Raw genomic sequence first — 18,643 nt, forward strand, 5'->3', positions numbered from 1 at the left:
ATCCGGAAAGTATGCCGGGTGCCAATGACACTGGAGACAACCTTGGTTCGCGGCATCTCGCTCATCTACGGCCTGTACCTGCTGCTGCCCATCGCCCTGCTGCTCGTCGGCAGCGTGGGCGGCAACTGGACCAACACGCTGCTGCCCACGGGCATCACCGGGCAGTGGTATCTCGACCTCTGGCTCGACACCTCCTTCCGCAAGGCCTTCGTGAGCAGCCTCGTGGTCGCCATGGCGGCCTGCGCCATCAACACCGTGCTGGCGCTTCCGCTGGCCTATGCGCTGTACCACGGCGCGCGGCGCGGCGGCAGCCTGGCGGCGCGGATCGTGAGCGCCACGCCGGTGGCGGTGCCGGCCATCACGCTGGCCTTCGGCTACATGATCGTGTTCAACACCGACCTCGCGCCCTGGTTGGGCTCGATGCCGCTGCTGATCGCGGCGCACGCGATCCTCACGCTGCCCTATCTCACCAACACGCTGCTGACCGACCTGCGCCACCTCGACCTGGGACGGCTCGAGCAGGCCGCGGCCACGCTCGGCGCCTCGGGCTGGCAGCAGTTCACCGGCATCGTGCTGCCGAGCCTGCGCCAGAGCCTGATCAGCGGGCTGGTGATGGTGGCCGCGATATCGGTGGGCGAGTTCGGCGTGTCGAACCTGCTCACGAGTTTCCAGAACCGCACCTACCCAGTCGTGCTGCTGCAGGCCTTCTACGGCGCAACGGGCTTTGCCTGCGCGGCCACAGTGATCCTTCTTGTGCTGGCCAGCGCGTCGGCGCTTCTTTCTTCTTCCCTTGTAAAGCAGCGCGCATGAGCCTCTTGTTCAACAACGTCAGCTACAACTACCCCGGCAGCACGCACGGCCTGCACGACGTGTCGCTCGACGTGCGTACCGGCGAACTGGTCGCGGTGATCGGGCCCAGCGGGTCGGGCAAGTCGACGCTGCTCAAGCTGGTGGCGGGCCTGGAGACGGGCCACGCCGGTCGCATCATGCTTGGCGGCGAAGACATGTCGCGCACGCCGGTGCACCAGCGCCACATCGGCATGGTGTTCCAGAGCTATGCGCTGTTTCCGCATTTGAGCGTGCTCGACAACGTGGCCTACGGGCTCAAGCTGCGCAAGGTGGCAACGGCCGAGCGGCGCAAGCGCGCGCAGGAGTTGCTCGACATCGTGGGGCTGGGCGAGTTCTCGCAGCGCGCCGTGGCGCAGCTCTCGGGTGGGCAGCAGCAGCGCGTGGCCCTTGCCCGCGCGCTGGCCATCGACCCGCGTGCGCTGCTGCTCGACGAGCCGCTGTCGGCGCTCGACGCCAGCGTGCGCGGCCACCTGCGCGACCAGATCCGCTCGATCCAGCAGCGCTTCAACGCCACCACGCTGCTCGTCACGCACGACCAGGAAGAAGCGCTGGTGATGGCCGACCGCGTGGCCATGCTGCAAGACGGCCGGCTGCTGCAGATCGCCACGCCACGCGATATCTACGAGAACCCCGCGAGCCGCGCGGTGGCCGAGTTCGTGGGGCTCTCGACGATCCTGCCCGCGAAGGTGGCCTCGCCGGGCCGGCTGGACCTGGGCTTTGCCGAGCTCTTCGCCGAGACGGGCAGCCGCTCCTTCGGCACCCCGGTGCATGTGCTGGTGCGCCCCGAGCACATCCAGCCCGACCCGGCGCCCAACGCCATGAACCGCCTCGCGGGCCGCACCGGCGCACAGCGCTACCTGGGCGCGCTCACGCGCTACGACTTCGAAGTGCAGGGGGCGCCCAAGCCCTTCCTCGCCGAGTCGCCCGCGCCGGCCAACGAAGCCATTGCCGTCGCGCCCGAACACCTCCGTTTACTCGACCACTGACCTTTTCCTTCAAGGAGCCACCATGCAACGCAGACATCTGATCCAGGCCGCCGGCGCACTGCCGCTGGCCTCTCTCGCGGCACGCACCGCATTCGCCTTCGACGGCCCCGAGCTCTACGCGGGCGAGAAGGCGCTGTACGCCGAGGCGCAGAAGGAAGGCCTGTGCGTCTCCTTCGACACCGGCCCCGAGTGGGCCAACTGGAAATCGCTGTTCCGCGACTTCAAGAAGCGCTACCCCGAGATCGAGCTGACCTACAACGACATCGGCTCCGCCGCCACTGTGGTCGCACTCGAAAAGACCAAGCGCCGCCCGCAGGCCGACACCGCCTATTACTTCGCGGCCTCGGCCGTCGATGCCGCGAAGAAGGACGTGGTCGCGCCCTTCAAGCCCGTCAACTTCGACAAGCTGCCGCCCGTGTTCCGCGAGGCCGAGGGCCGCTGGTTCACCATCCACACGCTCAACATCGCCTTCCTGGTCAACAAGAAACTGGTGAAGACCGTGCCCACCGGCTGGGCCGACCTGCTCAAGCCCGAGTTCAAGAGCACGGTGGTCTACCTCGACCCGCGCTCCACCGGCATCGGCCAGGTGCTGACCTTCGCGGCGGCGTATGCCAACGGCGGCAGCGTCGACAACGTGCAGCCGGGCACCGACTACCTCGGCAAGCTGCATGCGGCCGGCAACGTGCTGCGCGTGGAAGGCACCACGCCGTATGCCAAGTTCCTGAAGGGCGAGATCCCCGTGTGGATCAGCTACGAGAACGACGGCCTGAAGGCCAAGCACGTCGACGGCATGGGCGATGCGGTGGAAGTCGTGATCCCGAAGGAAGCCAGCGTGGCCGCGCCCTACGCCATCAGCCTCGTGAAGAACGGCCCGAACCCGAACGCCGGCAAGCTGTGGCTCAACTTCATCATGAGCGAGGCCGGCCAGTCGCTGTTCGCGCAGGGCTTCGTGCGGCCCGCCGTGCCGGGTACGCCGCTGTCGGCCGATGTCGCGGCCAAGATGCCGGCCGCGCCGCAGATCCGCCCGCTCGACGTGGTGAAGGCGTCGGAGCGCAAGGCCGAGGTCGACAAGCTCTGGGCCCAGGCTGCATTGGGGAAGTAATCAGCATGCGACGCTTTGGCGCCTGGCCCGCATGGGCCTTCATGGCGCTGTTCTTCGCGGTGCCGCTCGCGGCGCTGCTGCCCGAGGCCTTCGGCGAGGGCGGCAGCGCCTTCGGCCGGCTGTTCGGCAACCCGCTGTTCTTCGGCGCGCTGCGCAACACGCTGGCGCTCGGGCTCGCGGCGGGTCTCATGTCGGCGCTGGTGGGCACTTGCATCGCGATCGAACTCGCTCGCCAGCCCGAGGGCCGGCGCCAATGGATGATGACGCTGCTGGGCCTGCCGCTGGCTTTCTCGGGGCTGGTGATCGCCTACGGCTTCATCCTGGCCTTCGGTCGCGCCGGCTTCGTGACGCAGCTGCTCGCGGGCCTGGGCGCAGACCCGGCGGCCATCGGCAGCTGGATCTACAGCGTGTCGGGCCTGGGCTTTGCATACGCCTACTACCTGATTCCGCGCGTGGCGCTGTCGCTGTACCCGGTGTTCGCGAACCTCGACCTGCGCCCGGCGCAGGCGGCGCGCACGCTGGGCGCTTCGCGCTCGCGCGCCTTCCGGGACACGGTGGTGCCCGAGGTGCTGCCCTCGGTGTTGTCGAACGCCTGCATGGTGGCCGCGATAGCGATGGGCACCTACGGCACGGCGCTGGCGCTGGTGGGCACGCAGCTCAACATCCTGCCGCTGATGCTGCTCGCTCAGGTGGGCGACGGCGGTTCCGATTTCGCGGTGGCGGCGGCCTTGTCGCTGGTGCTGATGGTGGTGTGTGTGATCGTGATGGGAGTGGGCGATGTCTTTACGCGAAGGCGCGAGCGCGGTGCTGTCGGCGCCGGTCACTGAGGCGCTGACGCGCCTGGCGCAGAAGCAGTGGGGGCCGGCGCGCCACCGCCAGCCGGTGGCCATCATCGGTCCCGGCGACGGCGGCCCGGCAGAGTGCGAGGCGGCCTATGCCGTGGCGCACGCGCTGGCCGGCGCAGGCATGGCAGTGGTCTGCGGCGGGCGCGGCGGCGTGATGGCCGCAGCCTCGCGCGGTGCGGTGGAAGCCGGCGGCATCGCCGTGGGCATCCTGCCCGAGGACGACGACCGCAATGCCAACGAATGGCTCAGCGTGGCGATCCCGACCGGTATGGGCGAGATGCGCAACGGCATCGTCGCGCGCAGCGGCGTGTGCCTGGTCGCCATCGGCGGCAACATGGGCACGCTGTCGGAGATGGCGATGGGGCTCAAGTGGGACAAGCCGGTGTTCGTGATGCACGGCGATATCGAGCTGCCGGGCGCGGTGCAGGCTGCGGATGTGAACGACATGCTGGGCAAGGTGCTGGGCTGCCTGCTGGCTTGAGAGGCCGTGCAGGGGACATTCGCGGAGCAAGGCACCCCGTCGGCGTGAGCGCGCCCTGAACAACGCGCCCCAACGCGGCCCCAAGGCAAACACCGCAGGCATTGCACAATGACAGGCATGCCCTACATGCCCACCTTCGTCGCCCCCGCCCGCTTCACCGACGCTGCCGCCGCACTCGAACAGGTCAAGACCATCTACCAGGGCGGCCTGGCCCACCTGCGCGAATCGATGCTGCGCTTCGTTGCCGGCGAGGCGCTGCCGGGCCGGGTGCGGGCCTGCTACCCCTTCGTGCGGGTGCACACCCACACCGTCTCGCGCCACACGCCGCCTGCCAACGCCGGGCTGAGCTACGGCTTCGTCGCCGGACCCGGCCGCTACGAGACCACGCTGACGCGGCCGGACCTGTTCTCGCGCTACTACCTCGACCAGTTCCGCCTGCTGCTGGAGAACCACCAGGTCGAGCTCGAGGTGGGCACCAGCACGCAGCCCATTCCGATCCACTTCTCCTTTGCCGAGAACGACCACATCGAAGGCACCATGAGCGCCGAGCGCCGTGCCCTGATGCGCGACGTGTTCGACCTGCCCGACCTGGGCGTGATGGACGACGGCATCGCCAACGGCACCTACGAGGCGCGCGATGGCGAAGCGCAGCCGCTGTCGCTGTTCACGGCCGCGCGGGTGGACTACTCGCTGCACCGCCTGCGCCACTACACGGGCACCGCGCCCGAGTGGTTCCAGAACTTCGTGCTGTTCACCAACTACCAGTTCTACATCGACGAGTTCGTGCGCCTGGGCCACGAGGCGATGGCCGACGAGAACAGCGAGTACGTCGCCTTCATCGAGCCCGGCAACGTGGTCACGCGCCGGCGCGGGCTGCCGGCCGGTTCGAGCAGCACCTACGGCCACCTGCTCGACGGCAGCCAGGGCACCGCGCCGCCGCGGCTGCCGCAGATGCCGGCCTACCACCTGGTGCGCGAGGACTGCAGCGGCACCACCATGGTCAACATCGGCGTCGGCCCGGCCAATGCCAAGACCATCACCGACCACATCGCGGTGCTGCGCCCGCATGCCTGGATGATGCTGGGCCACTGCGCCGGCCTGCGCAACACGCAGCAGCTTGGCGACTACGTGCTGGCCCACGCCTACGTGCGCGAGGACCACGTGCTCGACGAGGAGCTGCCGCTGTGGGTGCCGATTCCGGCGCTGTCGGAAATCCAGCTCGCGCTGGAAAAAGCCGTGGCCGACATCACGCGCTACGAAGGCCCCGACCTCAAGAAGATCATGCGCACCGGCACCGTGGCCAGCACCGACAACCGCAACTGGGAGCTGCTGCCCGGCAACCAGCCGCAGCGCCGCTTCAGCCAGAGCCGCGCGGTGGCGCTCGACATGGAAAGCGCAACCATCGCGGCCAACGGCTTCCGCTTCCGTGTGCCCTACGGCACCCTGCTGTGCGTGAGCGACAAGCCGCTGCACGGCGAGATCAAGCTGCCCGGCATGGCCAACCACTTCTACCGCGAGCGCGTGGAGCAGCACCTGCGCATCGGCATGCGCGCCATCGACATCCTGCGCGCGGAAGGCTCGACACGGCTGCACAGCCGCAAGCTGCGCAGCTTCGACGAGGTGGCATTCCAGTAAGAAGAAGGGCTCCAGCAGGGCCCTGGGAGAGCGCGGGCCTCAGGGTTTGTCCTGCCCGCCGCGGCGCGGGATTGCCGCGTTTCGCGGACATCATCTGGCTGGCCCTACAGACAACCGGAAAAAAGATGCCCCAGTCGCCTTCCGTTCCCCTCTCCCGCCGCAGCTTCTCGGCATGGATCGCGGCCTCGGCCGCAGCAGCCGGCGGAGGGCATGCCGCCCTCTGGCCGCGCGCCGCGCACGCCGCCGACGCGCCCGTGAGCAGCAAGCTGCGCATCGTGATTCCCGCCAACGAAGGCGGCGGCTGGGACCAGACCGGTCGCGCGCTCGGTGCCGCGATGCTGGCCTCCGGCGCGGTCGGCAGCGTGGTGTACGAGAACGTCGGCGGCAAGGGCGGCACCATCGGCCTGGCGAAGTACGCCGAGAAATACGATGCCGACCCCGACACGATCCTGATGAGCGGCATGGTCATGGTCGGCGCGGTCGCGCTGCAGAAGCCCGCCGTCACCATGGCCCACGTGGCACCCATCGCCCGCCTTACCAGCGACTACGAGGTGGTGGCGGTGAAGGCCGACTCGCCCATCAGGACGCCCAAGGACCTGATCGCGCAGCTGCGCGCCGATGCGGCCAACACCGTCATCGCGGGCGGCTCGGCCGGCGGCGTGGACCACATGTACGCCGGCATGCTGGCGCGCGTGGCCGACGCCTCGCAGACGCTGGTCTATCAGGCGCATCCCGGCGGCGCCGAAGTGGTCGAGGCGCTGGAAAGCGGCAAGGCCGCGGCGGGCATCTCGGGCTACAGCGAGTTCAGCGAAGGCCTGGCCAGCGGCAAGCTGCGCGCCATCGGCGTGTCGTCGAAGCGGCCGTTCCAGGGCATTGCGTCGGTGCGCGAACAGGGCGTCGATGCCGATCTCGCCAACTGGCGTGGCGTGCTCACCGGCCGCAAGGTACCGCCCTACCGCAAGGCGGCACTGCTGACGGTGGTGCGGCGCGCCACCGCCACCGACCTGTGGCAGAAAACCATCAAGCAGAACAACTGGGACCCCTTCTGGATGGAGGGCAAGGACTTCGAGAACTTCCTCGAACTCGACACGGCGATGGCCGGTCCGCTGATCTATCTGCTCAAGCTGAAAGCCTGAGGGGCAACGGCCGCCACTCAACTCCAAGGGTTTTCCCTAGATGTAAAACCCGAGGAGGCTGCTCGTTTTTCGGACATCATCCGGTTACCTTTATAGACAACTGGAAACAAAATGCCGCATCCCGTGCCAGCAGGCTTTTCTCGCCGCAGCCTCGCTGCATGGTTGGCATCGGCCGTCGTCGCGGGCGTGGTGCCGGAAGCGTTCTGGCCCCGGTTGGCTGGCGCGGCCGAACCGCAGCTGATCCCCAAGCTGCGCATCGTGATTCCCGCCAACGAAGGCGGCGGCTGGGACCAGACCGGCCGCGCGCTTGGTGCCGCGATGGTGGCGTCGGGTGCGGTGGGCGATGTCGCCTACGAGAACATCGGCGGCAAGGGCGGCACCATCGGCCTGGCGAAGTACGTAGAGAAATACGATGCCGACCCCGACACCCTGCTGATGAGCGGCATGGTCATGGTCGGCGCGGTCGCGCTGCAGAAGCCCGCCGTCACCATGGCGCAGCTCGCGCCGGTGGCGCGGCTCACCAGCGACTACGAGGTGGTGGCGGTGAAGGCCGACTCGCCCATCAGGACGCCGAAGGACCTGATCGCGCAGCTGCGCGCCGATGCCGCCAAGACGGTCATCGCCGGTGGCTCGGCCGGCGGCGTGGACCACATGTACGCCGGCATGCTGGCGCGCGTGGCCGGCAATGCGGCCGCGCTGGTCTACCAGCCGTACCCCGGCGGTGCGCAGGTGGTCGAGGCGCTGGAAAGCGGCAAGGCGGCCGCCGGCATCTCGGGCTACAGCGAATTCAGCGAAGGCCTGGCCAGCGGCAAGCTGCGCGCCATCGGCGTATCGGCCAAGCGCTCGTTCATGGGCATTCCGGCAGTGCGCGAACAGGGCGTGGACGCCGACCTCGCCAACTGGCGCGGCGTGCTCACCGGCAAGAAGGTGCCGGCCGAGCGCCGCGCGGTGCTGCTCGAAGCCGTGCGCCGCGCCACCATGGCCGAACTCTGGCAGAAGACCATCAAGCGCAGCAATTGGGACGCGTACTGGATGGCGGGCAAGGACTTCGAGAGCTTCCTCGAACTCGACACGGCGATGGCCGGCCCGCTGATCTACCTGCTCAAGCTCAAAGCCTGATCGCCCGGCGCTTCAAGAAAAAAGCTCCGGCATCTCGCGCTGCGCCTTCGGCGTGAGCGTGAGCGCCCGCCCGTCCAGCTCCTGCCGTACCCATCCCCGGCGCAGCGACAGCTGCAGCCATGCGGCACCCAATGCGCCGCCCAGGTGCGGCCGGCGTTCACTCCAGTCCAGGCAGGCGCAGGCAAAGCGCCGGCGCGAGCGGCGCACTGCATCGACCTCGACACCCAGGCTCTCCAGCGCGATCGCGCCTTCGGGCGTGAGCTCGTACGAGCCGCTTTGCAGGCCGCTGAGCCAGCCCTGGGCATGCAGCCGGTCGTGCAGCGCAACGCCCGCCGTGCCCGCCATGTGGTCGTAGCAGGTGCGCGCACTGCGCAGGCGGCTCGGCGTGCTCGGCTCGAACCCGGGCGTGCGCGGCGTGCCGGCCACCACCATCAGGCTTTCGAGCGCGGCGGCGACGTCGTCGCTGGCGAGGCGGAAGTAGCGGTGCTTGCCCTGCACCAGCAGCTCGACCAGCCGCTCGTCCTTCAGGCGCGCGAGGTGCGCGCTGGCGGTCGACGCGGCCACCTCGGCGACGGTGGCCAGCTCGGTGGCGGTGCGTGCATGGCCGTCCATCAGGCAGCTCAGCATGCGGGCGCGCGCCGGTTCGGCGATGGCGCCGGCCAGGCGGGCCAGCTGGAAATCGGCGGAGGAGGAAATGGAGTCCATGCGCGCATCGTAGAACGGCGCTGCATCCGACACTTCGTTCGCGGGCGAAGTGTGATGGCGGCTTCGATCGCACACTGCGGCCATGAACGAAAGCAACCGCCCCGTCGACATCGACATGCCCGCCGACCCGGTCGCAGCCGCCACGCATGCCGACCCCTATCCCTGCTACGCCACCCTGCGCGACGGCCCGCCGCTCGCGTGGAACGAGAAACTGCGCCTCTGGGTCGCAAGCCGCGCGGATGTCATCGAGCAGGTACTGCTCGCGCATGGCGCGCTGCGCGTGCGGCCGGCCGCCGAGCCGGTGCCGCGCGCCATCGCGGGCAGCGCGGCCGGCGAAGTGTTCGGACATCTGGTGCGCATGAACGACGGCGCGGCGCACCAGGCGCATCGGCCCGGGCTGCAACGCGCTCTGGCCGGCCTCGACCTGAACGCCGTGCATGCAGCCGCCTTGCGGGTGGCGCAGCGCGTGCCCGGGCAGCAGCCGCTGTCCGACACGCTGTTCTCGATGCCCGTGCAGGCCGTCGCGCACCTGCTGGGTTTTGCCGACGATGCGCTGGCGCAGGTGGACCGGTGGCTGCGCGACTTCGTGGCCTGCCTGTCGCCGTTGTCCACGCCCGAGCAGCTGGAGCGTGCGAGCGCCGCAGCGGGCGAACTGATGGCGCGCTTTGAAATGCTGGCAGCGGTCGCGCCGCCGCGGCACGGCACGTTGCTCGCGGCTGTGCTTGCCGAGAGCGCGGGCGATGCGCGCGTGTCGCGCTCTCTGCTCGCGAACCTCGCGGGCCTGCTCTCGCAGACCTGCGACGCCACGGCGGGCCTGGTCGGCAACAGCCTGATCGCGATGATGCGCGAGCCTTCCCTGCCGAGTGCGTCGACCCGCACGCGCGACGGCCTGCAAGCCATCGTCGAGGAGACCGCGCGCCACGACCCGTCGGTGCAGAACACGCGGCGCTTTGCCGCCGAGGCCGTCGAGATCGCCGGCACCCCGCTGGCGGCCGGCGATGCGGTGCTGGTGCTGCTGGCCTCGGCCAACCGCGACCCGGCACTCAACCCCGACCCCGATCGCTTCATGCCCGTGCGCGCCCGCCGCCGCATGCTCGGCTTCGGCCACGGCATGCACGCGTGTCCGGGGCAGGCGCTGGCCTGCACGCTGGCGGCGGCCAGCCTCGGTGCCCTGCTGCCGCGCCATGCAGCCGACCTCGATGCGCAGCGCGTGCGCGGCTGGAGCTATCGGCCGTCGGTCAATGGGCGCATCCCCGTGTTCCACTGACCCGTGCCCGCCAGGTGGGGCGACAGTTGTGCATCACCCCAGCGCAGCGGCAACGCCGCCGGACGACGCAGGGCGTGCGTGACCCGAAAGCGCATCAGCCGCTCCGCACCTTCGAACGCGGCCACTTCGGGACCGTCCCACACGATCTCTGCCGTGACCGCCACGTGCAGCAGGTCGCCGCTGTCGAAGTCGACGAACAGCAGCCCCGCGCGCGGATGCGCCGCCAGGTTGCCGAGCGTGTTGAAGAAGCGGTTGCCGTTGAAATCCGGCACGGTGAGCACGTCGCCTTCGTGGTCGTTGTCGATGCGCACGAAGCCCGGACGGCCGCCGCGGTGCGACACGTCGACGCCGTGCGAACTCGCATCGGCCTCATCGCCCGCCGCCGCTTCGTTCGGATAGGCGGTGGCGATGAACAGCGTATCGGCGCTGCCGATCAGGCGATGCGCCGCCAGGTCGAGTTCGTCGAGCCACTGCACCTGCGGCGCCGCATCGCTGCGCGGCGATGCGAACACCGGCTCGCGCGCCTGGATGTAGCGCGGGCAATTGCCGAAGCTCTGCTGCACCGCGACCATGAAGCCCGAACCATCGAGCGCCCCGACCGTGCCGTTCATGCGGTTGCGCCGCCGCGTGTGCGGCTGCATGCCGAGCAGGCCCAGCGTGGCGCCCTGCTTCAGCTGCCCGGCGAGCGGATCGCCCGCCGCCGGCAGCGCATCGACGCGCAGGTGCGTGGCATCGGGTGAATGCACAAAGCCGGCGGACGCCGCGAGCACGCTGGCCCACGGCTGTAGTTCCGCATCGAGACTGCCGACCACGAGGAACGGCAGCAGCCCGAAGAATTCGCGGTGCTGGTCGGGCATGTAGTCGCGAATGACGCGCGGGCCCGCCACCTCCATCTGCTCGCGCGAGCCTGCCAGGGCCTGCATCGCGCGCTCGCCCGCATGGAACGGCGCGGCGATCATGCAACCGCCCCGAGCCCGATGGGCGTGCGCACCATCGGCACGAACCCCGGCAGGGCTTCCACGCGTTCGAGCCAGCCGCGCAGGTTCGGATAGGCGTCGATCGACACGCTGCCTTCGGGTGCATGCGCCACGTAGGCGTAGTTCGCGATATCGGCGAGCGTTGCGTCGTGGCCGGCGAGGAAGGGCTGCTGCTGCAAATGCATTTCCATTACCGAGAGCAGCGCATGCGAACGCGCGACGATCTCCGCCGGGTCGGTGTCGCGGCCGAACAGCGCAATGACCCGCGCCGCCGCCGGACCGTAGGCCAGCGGGCCGGCCGCCACCGAGAACCAGCGCTGCACGCGCGCAGCACCGACGGGATCGCGCGGCATCCAGCGCGCGGGGTCCGGCGCATAGCGTTCGTTGAGGTAAACGAGGATGGCGTTGGAATCGGCCAGCGCGAGTTCGCCGTCCTCGATCACCGGCACCTGGCCGAAGGGGTTGCGCGCCAGGAATTCGGGCGTGCGGTTCTCGCGCCTGCGCATGTCGATCTCGATGTTCTCGAATGGGAGGCCGAGCATCGCGAGGAACAGGCGCACGCGATGCACGTGGCCCGAGATGGCGGAACCGTAGAGCTTGATGGGCTGGGCGGGGCGGGCGGTGGTCATGGAAACTCCTTGTTTGAGGATGGCGGGGCGTTGCCTGGATTGTTCTCTCTTGCATCAGATGAATGAATAGCCAATTCGGTATTTGACTGCTGCGTTTTCCGGTTTAATCGCGCCATGGATCGTTTCAAGGCCATGCAGACCTTCGTTCAGATTGCCGACCAGGGCAGCCTGACTCGCGCCGCCGAGGCGCTCGGCAGCTCACTGCCGGCAGTGGTGCGCTCGCTCGCCGCGCTGGAGGCGCACCTGGGCGTGCGACTGTTCCACCGCACCACGCGCCGGCTGTCGCTCACCGAGGAAGGCCGCCACTACCTGCCGAGCGCGCGCGAAGTGCTGCTCGCGGCCGACGCCGCCGACCTCGCGCTGAAGGCCGAGGCGCGCGAGCCGGCGGGCCAGCTCACGATCACCGCGCCGGTGCTCTTCGGCCACATGTACGTGGCGCCCGCCATCGTGCGCTTCATGCAGCGCCACGAAAAGGTGCGCTGTAGCGTGCGCCTGTACGACCGCACCGTGAACCTGCTCGAGGAGGGCATCGACGTGGGCATCCGCATCAGCCCGCTGGAAGATTCGTCGCTGGTGGCGCAGACGCTCGGCACCATCCGCCGCGTGGTGGCCGCGAGCCCTGCGTACCTCGCGCAGCACGGCACGCCACGGCATCCGCGCGACCTGGCCGGTGCGCCCTGCGTGCGCGGCCGCATCGACGCACCGGCGCAGTGGCTGTTCCGCGACGGCGGCAAGACGATCAGCGTGACGCCGAACAACCGCCTGGAGTTCAACCACCTGGCCCCGGCCATCGAGTCGTGCGCGGCGGGCATGGGCTTCGGCACCTTCTTCTCGTACCAGGTGATGCCGCACGTGGTGCAGGGCCGGTTGAAGCTGGTGCTCGAAGACTTCGAGCCGCCGCCGCGGCCGGTGAGCGTGATCTATCCCAACGCGCGGCTGCTGCCCGCGCGCACGCGGGCGTTCATCGAGTGGATGAAGATGGAGTTCAGCGGCCTCAGGCTCTGAGCCCGGGCGGCGTCAAGCGGCGCTGCCCGGCCAGCCGTCGTCGAGCGATTCGCGGCTGTCGTGCAGGCAGATCTCGCTGTCCTGCTTCAGCGGCAGCCAGCCTTCGCGTTCCAGCTGGCCAGCCAGCGCCGCCACCCGGGCCTTGAACCCGGCCAGCGGCTCGCGGCTGCGCAGCGTGACGAAGCGCATGCCGGTCTCGCCCATGAGGCTGTTGCGCGACAGCCGCGCACCGTGCGTCTCGCACAGGTGCTGCAGCGCGGATGCGTTGTGCAGCAGCAGCTTGCCGCGCCACTCGAAATACTGGTCGGGCTGGCTCAGCCGCTCCCAGCCCTGGACCGACGCCTCGATCTTCACGCGCCGCACCGCCATGCCCGCGCGCGCCAGCCATTGCCCCAAGGCCATGGCCTCGGCCTTCGCTTCCTCGAGCGTGCCGCGAAGCCAGCCGGTGGCGATGGGCTGCTGCTTCTGCTCGCCGTGGGCGAGGTCGATCAGCATCGGCTTGAGCCCGACTTGCTCGCACACCACGACGAAGGCCGCCATTTGCGATTCCTGCAAAACGCCGCACGTCAGGTGCAGCTTCAGCGCGCGCTTCATGGCGCACCCACCGGCTCGGGCAGCGGCCTGCCGTCGCAGAGCGAGGCGGCGTCGATCGCCATGCCGCGCACCGCTTCTTCAAGGCCGAGGTTCAGCACCGACATGAACTCGCCGTTGGCGCTGGTCCAGTTGGTGCGCGTGCCCATGCCGTGGTACTGGCGCGCGGCGGTCCCGCCACCGGGCAGGCGGTAGCTCACCTTGAGCACGACATGCGAAACCAGGTTCAGGTTCACCGACCACGCATGGGCGAGGCGCAGCGCAACGTCGGCCACAGCCTGCCTGGCGCCACTGTCGCCTGCGGGCGGCGCCCCCGGCACCGCCTGGAGTCCATAGCGGCCCAGCGACTGCAGCGCCCCGCGCGTCCACGCCGTCGCGTCGCCGCTGCGCAGCGACTGCACCGACCGGGGCGTGGCGTGCACCGTCGGCATCATCACCGTGAGGTTGCCGGCGTTGACCTTGTTGCTGCGCGTGTCCTCGATCGCGGACAGGTACAGCGTGCAGTCGCGCGCGAGCCGCAGCGGTGCGGCCGGTACGCCGTTGGGCCGCTCGGCCGGTTCGGGCGCCGGCTCGAAGACCATGGAGAGCGGCTCGCTCTCGGTGAGGGCGTGCGAGAGGGTGGGCAGGGCGCAGAGCGCGGCGAATGCAGCAGCGGCGAGTTGTTCTTGGCACAGCCTCATGGCGCGGCGCTCCTGACCGAATACATGGCGCCGTCCTGGTCGCGGAACAGCACGCGGCCCGGCTGCTCGTCGAAGCCCTGGCCGGCCAGCGTCACCCACGAGCCGTTGACGTTGAAGCGCGCGGTCTTCACGCCGCCGGAGCGGGCGCCGGCAATGTCCAGCGCCACCGCATGCAGGGTCTGCGCCATCGACTCGCGCATCACGCCGCGCAGCACCTGCCCGTCGTTCGCCGTCAGCCGCCGCAGCACGGCGGCGCGCGCCGTGCCGCCGATGGGTGTCTGGAAGATGGCGGCGGCGCGGTAGCTCGGCTCGCTGCGGCCGTCCTGCCACAGCAGGGCCGAGGTTCGCGTGGTGAAGGCGCCCAGGCCGGGCTCCAGCGCGTACTGCAGCAGCAGCACCATGTAGGCGGGACCTGCCTTCGTGGCGGCGATGCGGGCCTCATGCTCGACCTTCGCCGGCATGGCCGCGAGCACCTGCGACGAGCGGATCTTCAGCGGGAACGAACTCGGCTCGGCCAGCAGCGTGCCGAGGGCCTTGCCCGCCTCCACGCGGTAGTCGTAGTCGAGCAGCGGTCCGACGATGGCCTGCACCTCGGCGCTCATGTCCTTCTGGCGCGATTGCTGCACCGACGAATCGATCAGCGCGCCGATCAGCCCGCCGCCCGTGGCCGCGCTCACGCCGGGGGGCTGCGCGGAGAACATGAAGCTCTCCTGCGCAACGACGACGCGCACGTCGACTTCCTGAACCTTGTCGCGGTCCGCAACCGCCAGCGGCCGATGAAAAGGTGCGCAGGCGCCGAACAGCATCAGCACCGGCAGCGCCAGCCAGAAACGCAGCATCTTTGGGCCTCCCACCGCACAAACGCCATTCTTGGCGTCGATTGTGCCGCCGCCGGCGTGCGGTTCGACCCGGGTTATCGAGGGTCCGCCGGACGCGCCCGCCATGTAGTGGCCCCGAACACGCGCGGTTGTCCATCGATTGAAGCGATGGGGCGCCCGCGGCACGGCTGCGTCAGAATGGCCGCGTGCCACCCACACAATCCTCCATTCAGTCTCCGCTCTTCCACGCCAGCCATCTGCACAAGCGCTACGGCGGCACCACCGTCGTCGACGACCTCTCGTTCGAGATCGCGCCCGGCGAGTGCCTGGGCGTGATCGGCCCGAACGGCGCGGGCAAGACCACCACCATCCGCATGTGCCTGGGCCTCACCGCGCCGGACGGCGGCGACATCTCCGCGCTGGGGCTGCAGATGCCGCGCGACGCGCTGGCCATCAAGGCGCAGCTCGGCGTGGTGACGCAGTTCGACACGCTCGACCCGGATTTCAGCTGCGCCGAGAACCTCGTGGTGTACGGCCGCTATTTCGGCTTCGGCAAGGCGCAGGTGCGCGCTCGCGTGCCGCAGCTGCTGGAGTTCGCGGCGCTGTCGCACAAGGCCGATGCGAAGCCGGGCGAACTGTCGGGCGGCATGCGGCGGCGGCTGTCGCTGGCGCGCGCGCTGGTCAACGATCCCAGGCTGCTGCTGCTCGACGAGCCGACCACCGGGCTCGATCCGCAGGCGCGGCACCTCATGTGGGAGCGGCTGCAGGTCTTGCTGCAGCAGGGCAAGTCGATCTTGCTGACCACGCATTTCATGGACGAGGCCGAGCGTTTGTGCTCGCGCCTGCTGGTGCTCGACCACGGCCGCAAGATCGCCGAAGGCCGGCCGCGCGACCTGATCGCCGAGCACCTGGAACCCGACGTGGTCGAGGTGTACGGCAACGGCGCGCTGTCGCTGGCCGACTCACCCGAACTGAAGGCGATGGCAGCACGCGTGGAGGTCAGCGGGGAGACCGTTTTCTTCTACACGCAGGACGCGCGGCGGCTGCTCGATGCGCTGACGCGACACAGCGGCCTGCGCACTTTTCATCGGCCCGCGAACCTGGAGGACCTGTTCCTCAAGCTTACCGGCAGGCAGATCCGGGAGGACGGCTAAGAATGCGGCACACCCCCAGGCTTGCCCACTTCGTGTGGCCTCCTACCCCCTCGCCGGGGGCAATACCAGCGGCCCGGCAAAGCCGGTTCCGCGGTATTCCTGAAATGGAGAGGAAATCATGAACAACATTGCGACCGCTGCGTCGCCGCCTGCGCCTTCCGTGTGGCGCGCGCCCGAACTCTCGCTGCGCTGGTGGCCCGTGTTCCTGCGCAACCTGCTGGTGTGGCGCAAGCTCGCCATTCCGAGCCTGATCGGCAACATCGCCGAGCCGCTCATCTGGCTCGTCGCCTTCGGCTACGGCATGGGCGCGCTGGTGGGGCAGGTGTCGGTCGACGGCATGAAGGTGCCGTACATCCTGTTCCTGGCGAGCGGCTCGATCTGCATGAGCGCGATGAACGCGGCGAGCTTCGAGGCCCTGTACTCGGCGTTCTCGCGCATGCATGTGCAGAAGACCTGGGACGGCATCATGAACGCGCCGGTCGGTCTCGACGACATCGTGCTGGCCGAGATGCTGTGGGCCGCGTTCAAGTCGATCTTCACGGTCACGGCGATCCTGTTCGTGATGCTCGGGCTGGGCATCAGCCACAGCCCGAAACTCGTCGTCGCGTGGATGGTGCTGGTCGGCGCCGGCATCACCTTCTCGTCGATCGCGCTGATCTTCAATGCGCTGGCGAAGGGCTACGACTTCTTCACGTACTACTTCACGCTGTTCATGACGCCGATGATGTTCCTGAGCGGCGTGTTCTTTCCGCTGGAGCAATTGCCCTCGGCGGTGAGGGCCGTGGCGGCGTGGCTGCCGCTGACCAACGCGGTGGCGCTGGTGCGGCCCCTCTTCATGGACCAGTGGCCGACCGGCTGGTGGGTGCACGCGGCGGTGCTGGCCGTCTATGCGGTCGTCGCCTTCTGGATCGCGCTGGCGTTGACGCGCAAGCGGTTCAGGGGCTGACGGGCCCCGGCGGCGTCGGCGTCATTGACGCGCGTGCGCCCCGCAGTTCTTCGCCCCATGCTCGCCGTGCGGCAGCACGATGCCCCAGCGCACGCGCAAGCTGTTGCGCTCGTCGGTGCCGGCCCAGGGAATGTCCAGCGTGCCGCGGCAATCAGCCTGCGCGAGCCGGGGTTCGAGCAAGGCGCCCTCGGAGCGGAACTCCTGCGTGTCGAGGATCAGCACCATGCCGCCTTCACGCTCCAGCGCGCCGGGGGCCAGCCAGGGGGAGTTGCGCTCGTCGCCGTCGATCAGCAGCTGCATCGACGGGTCCATCTTCAGCGCCACCGCGCCCGCGAACCAGGTGTCGCCGACGAGCAGCCTGAACGGCCGGTCGCCGGCGCGGTCGTGCCAGATGGCGCGCAAGGCATCGGCGACTGCCCCGGCCGGCAGGTTGGCGCGCGTGATGTAGCCGAGCCGCCTGCTCAGCACACCGTCGACCCACCCCTGGCCGAGCGCGCCGGCCACATGCAGCACCACCACGGTGGCCACGACGCCGCGCCACCGGCGGCGGCTCCAGCGCTCCGCCTCGAGGCCGGGCAGCACGGCCACCGCCCACAGCGCCGCCGGCAGGAAGAAGGTGGTGAGCCAGGACGCAGCCAGCGGGATCTTCAGCAGGATGGCCGCGGGAAACACCAGGCACGCGGGCCCGAGCGTGGCCCAGGCCAGAAAGCGCCGGTCGAACGCACTCAGTCCCGGCGTGGCGGCCGAGGACAGCGGCGGCGGCGCCACGGAGGCGCGTGTGAACCAGGCCCAGCCGGCCAGCAGCAGCATCGGCGACAGCCGGGCCACCTGCACCACGAACACGTGCACCAGATGGCGCAGGCCGTACCCGTGCCCACCCGCCGGTTGGACGGAATGGCGCGCGTAGGCGATCGTCCGCGCGGAGTGCTCCAGCACCCACCACAGGTGCGGCGCCATTAGCAGCAACGCCACGCCGCCCGCCAGCAGCAGCCCGCGCCGCACCTGCGCGTCGCGCCACTGGCCCTGCCTCACGATGAAGGCCGCGCCGACCGCGAACTGCACCACCGCGCTGTACTTGGTGAGCATCGACAGCGCCGCAAAGACACCGAGCCAGGCCCAGTCCCGCAGCCTTGACGACGACGGCGCATGCAGCACGCGCCACAGCATCCACCAGTAGCCGGCCAGCGGCAGCAGCTGCACGGTGTTGTGGTTGTAGACGACCGCGCGCTGCACGTGGTAGGTCACCAGCGAGCCGAGCAGAACGGCCAGAGCCGCGCGGGCCGGATGGACCAGCGCGGTCGACCAGCGCCAGACGAGGTAGAGCGCGCCCACCCCGCAGCCGACGCCGGCGGCATAGGTCAGCCAGGGCTGGCGTCCGCCCAAGTGGATCAGCACGCCCATCAGCCAGCTCGGCAGCGGCGGATGCTTGTAGTAGCTCCATTCGAAGCTGCCGCCCCAGAACAGCTCCTCGACGTTGTCCCAGGGCGGGGTCGGGTAGAACCCGGCGATCGAGAGGGTCCACAGCAGCAGCATTGCACCCAGGGCCCACAGGATGTCGCGATGCGCGGCGGGAGACGGAACAGCGCGGGCCGGAATGGTTCCTGCCGAAGGAATCGGAGAGGGGCGCATACGGAATCGGGCGGGGTGCTGGGCGGAACGGAAAGCGGGAGCGAAACCAAAGCCTTAAGTGTGGCACGCCGTTTACCTTGTCTTTACAT

Annotated in this window: 19 protein-coding genes; 12 read left to right on the forward strand and 7 right to left on the reverse strand. The window is 69.5% G+C overall.

What is annotated here, in order from left to right; translation table 11 throughout:
- The first annotated feature begins 24 nt into the window (after positions 1-24).
- The 8 genes from ACEN9N_RS22595 (at position 25) to ACEN9N_RS22630 (ending at position 8,153) form a co-directional block, all read left to right on the forward strand.
- Entirely contained in the window at positions 25-810 is a 786-nt protein-coding gene (locus tag ACEN9N_RS22595; RefSeq protein WP_413315633.1) for an ABC transporter permease, read from the forward strand.
- The gene (locus tag ACEN9N_RS22600) at positions 807-1,835 is read left to right on the forward strand and encodes an ABC transporter ATP-binding protein (protein WP_495654565.1); all 1,029 of its coding nucleotides are present in this window, start codon (positions 807-809) and stop codon (positions 1,833-1,835) included. The genes ACEN9N_RS22595 and ACEN9N_RS22600 overlap by 4 nt, the downstream gene beginning before the upstream one ends.
- Positions 1,836-1,857: 22 nt before the next feature.
- A complete protein-coding gene (locus tag ACEN9N_RS22605) occupies positions 1,858-2,937 on the forward strand; it encodes an extracellular solute-binding protein (protein ID WP_413315631.1) in 1,080 nt (359 codons plus the stop codon).
- Between the two features lie 5 nt (positions 2,938-2,942).
- Positions 2,943-3,764, forward strand: a complete 822-nt coding sequence (locus ACEN9N_RS22610) for an ABC transporter permease (RefSeq protein WP_413315630.1) — start codon at positions 2,943-2,945, stop codon at positions 3,762-3,764.
- Positions 3,715-4,263, forward strand: coding sequence for a TIGR00725 family protein (locus ACEN9N_RS22615; RefSeq protein ID WP_495654566.1), 549 nt, complete (start codon positions 3,715-3,717; stop codon positions 4,261-4,263). The genes ACEN9N_RS22610 and ACEN9N_RS22615 overlap by 50 nt, the downstream gene beginning before the upstream one ends.
- A gap of 117 nt (positions 4,264-4,380) precedes the next feature.
- Positions 4,381-5,898 (forward strand): AMP nucleosidase, encoded by a 1,518-nt coding sequence (locus ACEN9N_RS22620; RefSeq protein WP_042672838.1) that lies wholly within the window; start codon positions 4,381-4,383, stop codon positions 5,896-5,898.
- Between the two features lie 125 nt (positions 5,899-6,023).
- Positions 6,024-7,034 (forward strand): Bug family tripartite tricarboxylate transporter substrate binding protein, encoded by a 1,011-nt coding sequence (locus ACEN9N_RS22625; RefSeq protein ID WP_495654567.1) that lies wholly within the window; start codon positions 6,024-6,026, stop codon positions 7,032-7,034.
- A gap of 111 nt (positions 7,035-7,145) precedes the next feature.
- A complete protein-coding gene (locus tag ACEN9N_RS22630; RefSeq protein ID WP_007829680.1) occupies positions 7,146-8,153 on the forward strand; it encodes a Bug family tripartite tricarboxylate transporter substrate binding protein in 1,008 nt (335 codons plus the stop codon).
- 12 nt (positions 8,154-8,165) lie between these two features.
- Here the strand turns inward: ACEN9N_RS22630 and ACEN9N_RS22635 are convergent, their stop codons facing one another.
- Positions 8,166-8,858 (reverse strand): ArsR/SmtB family transcription factor, encoded by a 693-nt coding sequence (locus tag ACEN9N_RS22635; RefSeq protein WP_413315627.1) that lies wholly within the window; start codon positions 8,856-8,858, stop codon positions 8,166-8,168.
- A gap of 82 nt (positions 8,859-8,940) precedes the next feature.
- On the opposite strand from ACEN9N_RS22635, the gene ACEN9N_RS22640 reads away from it, so the two are divergent.
- Positions 8,941-10,125 carry a cytochrome P450 gene (locus ACEN9N_RS22640; RefSeq protein WP_413315626.1) on the forward strand — a complete coding sequence of 395 codons (1,185 nt, stop codon included), beginning with the start codon at positions 8,941-8,943 and terminating at the stop codon, positions 10,123-10,125.
- Here the strand turns inward: ACEN9N_RS22640 and ACEN9N_RS22645 are convergent.
- Complete coding sequence (locus tag ACEN9N_RS22645; RefSeq protein ID WP_495654568.1) at positions 10,083-11,084, reverse strand: flavin-nucleotide-binding protein; 1,002 nt, start codon at positions 11,082-11,084, stop codon at positions 10,083-10,085. The two genes, ACEN9N_RS22640 and ACEN9N_RS22645, sit on opposite strands and share 43 nt — an antisense overlap.
- Positions 11,081-11,731, reverse strand: a complete 651-nt coding sequence (locus ACEN9N_RS22650; RefSeq protein ID WP_495654569.1) for a glutathione S-transferase family protein — start codon at positions 11,729-11,731, stop codon at positions 11,081-11,083. Before ACEN9N_RS22650 ends, ACEN9N_RS22645 begins: the two co-directional genes overlap by 4 nt.
- A gap of 114 nt (positions 11,732-11,845) precedes the next feature.
- On the opposite strand from ACEN9N_RS22650, the gene ACEN9N_RS22655 reads away from it, so the two are divergent.
- Positions 11,846-12,736 (forward strand): LysR family transcriptional regulator, encoded by an 891-nt coding sequence (locus ACEN9N_RS22655; protein WP_413315222.1) that lies wholly within the window; start codon positions 11,846-11,848, stop codon positions 12,734-12,736.
- A gap of 12 nt (positions 12,737-12,748) precedes the next feature.
- Here ACEN9N_RS22655 and ACEN9N_RS22660 read toward each other — a convergent pair whose 3' ends face one another.
- From ACEN9N_RS22660 to ACEN9N_RS22670, 3 genes are read right to left on the reverse strand one after another with little or no spacing between them, the layout of a single operon-like run.
- Positions 12,749-13,330: a hypothetical protein gene (locus ACEN9N_RS22660; protein WP_495654570.1), complete on the reverse strand. Its 582-nt coding sequence runs from the start codon at positions 13,328-13,330 to the stop codon at positions 12,749-12,751.
- The gene (locus ACEN9N_RS22665) at positions 13,327-14,007 is read right to left on the reverse strand and encodes a hypothetical protein (protein ID WP_413315223.1); all 681 of its coding nucleotides are present in this window, start codon (positions 14,005-14,007) and stop codon (positions 13,327-13,329) included. Before ACEN9N_RS22665 ends, ACEN9N_RS22660 begins: the two co-directional genes overlap by 4 nt.
- Positions 14,004-14,846 carry a hypothetical protein gene (locus ACEN9N_RS22670; RefSeq protein WP_413315224.1) on the reverse strand — a complete coding sequence of 281 codons (843 nt, stop codon included), beginning with the start codon at positions 14,844-14,846 and terminating at the stop codon, positions 14,004-14,006. Before ACEN9N_RS22670 ends, ACEN9N_RS22665 begins: the two co-directional genes overlap by 4 nt.
- Before the next feature lie 185 nt (positions 14,847-15,031).
- On the opposite strand from ACEN9N_RS22670, the gene ACEN9N_RS22675 reads away from it, so the two are divergent.
- Positions 15,032-15,979 carry an ATP-binding cassette domain-containing protein gene (locus ACEN9N_RS22675; RefSeq protein ID WP_007829692.1) on the forward strand — a complete coding sequence of 316 codons (948 nt, stop codon included), beginning with the start codon at positions 15,032-15,034 and terminating at the stop codon, positions 15,977-15,979.
- A 118-nt stretch (positions 15,980-16,097) separates the two neighbouring features.
- Positions 16,098-16,925, forward strand: coding sequence for an ABC transporter permease (locus ACEN9N_RS22680; protein ID WP_495654571.1), 828 nt, complete (start codon positions 16,098-16,100; stop codon positions 16,923-16,925).
- 21 nt (positions 16,926-16,946) lie between these two features.
- On the opposite strand, the gene ACEN9N_RS22685 is transcribed toward ACEN9N_RS22680, so the two are convergent.
- Complete coding sequence (locus ACEN9N_RS22685) at positions 16,947-18,554, reverse strand: glycosyltransferase family 39 protein (RefSeq protein ID WP_042674346.1); 1,608 nt, start codon at positions 18,552-18,554, stop codon at positions 16,947-16,949.
- Positions 18,555-18,643 lie beyond the last annotated feature (89 nt).

Source organism: Variovorax sp. Varisp46 (genome assembly GCF_059491885.1).